Raw genomic sequence first — 1670 nt, 5'->3', positions numbered from 1 at the left:
ACGCTGCTGATCGCGGAGCGGGTCGAGTCGTATGAGGACGTGTACACGCACAAGGACCGGATGCCGGTCTTCGACGTCCCCGAAGGCCACACCGACGCTTCTTGGCTGCGCCATCAGGTGGCCGAGGGCCTCAAGTGGCGGTTCCCCGAAGGCGTCCCGGACGGCTACGAGGAACGCTGCGACTACGAACTCGGCGTCATCGAGGGCAAGGGCTTCCCGTCCTATTTCCTCATCACCGCCGACCTCATCCAGCACGCGCGCGAGGTCGGCATCCTGGTCGGCCCCGGCCGTGGTTCCGCGGCGGGCGCGCTCGTCGCGTACGCGCTCGGCATCACGAACCTCGACCCGATCCCGCAGAAGCTGCTGTTCGAGCGGTTCCTGAACCCGGAACGCATGTCGATGCCCGACATCGACATCGACTTCGACGACCGCCGGCGCGGCGAGATGATCCGCTACGCCACCGACAAGTACGGCGCGGACCGGGTCGCGCAGGTGATCACCTTCGGCACGATTAAGACCAAGGCGGCGATCAAGGACTCCGCCCGCGTGCACTTCGGCCAGCCGGGCTACTCGATCGCGGACCGGATTTCGAAGGCGCTGCCGCCGCCGATCATGGCGAAGGACATCCCGCTGTCGGGCATCGTCGACTCGAAGCACGAGCGCTACGCCGAGGCCGCCGAGGTCCGCACGCTCGTCGAGACCGACGAAGAGTGCAAGACGATCTTCGACACCGCCCGAGGCCTCGAAGGCCTGATCCGCAACGCGGGTGTGCACGCCTGCGCGGTGATCATGTCGAGCGAACCGCTCACCGACGCGATCCCGGTGTGGCAGCGCGACGACGGTTCGATCATCACCGGCTGGGACTATCCGTCGTGCGAGGCCATCGGCCTGCTGAAGATGGACTTCCTGGGCCTGCGCAACCTCACCGTCATCGGCGACGCGCTGGAGAACATCAAGGCCAACCGCGGCGAGGAGATCGACCTCGACCGGCTCGGGTTCGACGACCCGGAGGCGTACAAGCTCCTCGGCCGCGGCGACACGCTCGGCGTGTTCCAGCTCGACGGCGGCGCGATGCGCGACCTGCTGCGGCGCATGCTGCCGACCGGGTTCGAGGACATCATCGCGGTGCTCGCGCTGTACCGCCCCGGCCCGATGGGCATGAACGCGCACAACGACTACGCCGACCGCAAGAACAACCGGCAGCAGATCAAGCCCATCCACCCGCAGCTGGAGGAACCGCTGCGGGAGATCCTGTCCGAGACCTACGGCCTGATCGTCTACCAAGAGCAGATCATGCAGATCGCGCAGAAGGTCGCGGGCTACACGATGGGCCGAGCGGACACGCTGCGGCGCGCGATGGGCAAGAAGAAGAAGGAAGTCCTCGAAAAGGAGTACGAGGGCTTCGAAGAGGGCATGAAGTCCAGCCCGCTGGTCGAGGGCGGCTTCTCGCCGGAAGCGGTCAAGGCGCTGTGGGACACGATTCTCCCGTTCGCCGGGTACGCGTTCAACAAGTCGCACGCCGCCGCGTACGGCCTGATCGCGTACTGGACCGCCTACCTCAAGGCGAATTACACCCCGGAGTACATGGCCGCGTTGCTCACGTCGGTGGGTGACAACAAGGACAAGTCGGCGATCTATCTGTCGGAGTGCCGTCGGCTGGGGATCAAGGT

General features: G+C 66.2%; 1 protein-coding gene. It reads left to right on the top strand.

Features of this window, described 5'->3' with window-relative positions:
• A partial coding sequence (dnaE, locus tag ACZ7SW_RS46760; protein ID WP_470236837.1) for a DNA polymerase III subunit alpha occupies window positions 1-1670 on the top strand: 1670 nt, incomplete at both ends.

It is taken from the genome of Amycolatopsis sp. NPDC114484, assembly GCF_055633755.1.
Note: the sequence above shows the minus strand (reverse complement) of the source record. Positions and strands in the feature narration are given on the sequence as shown.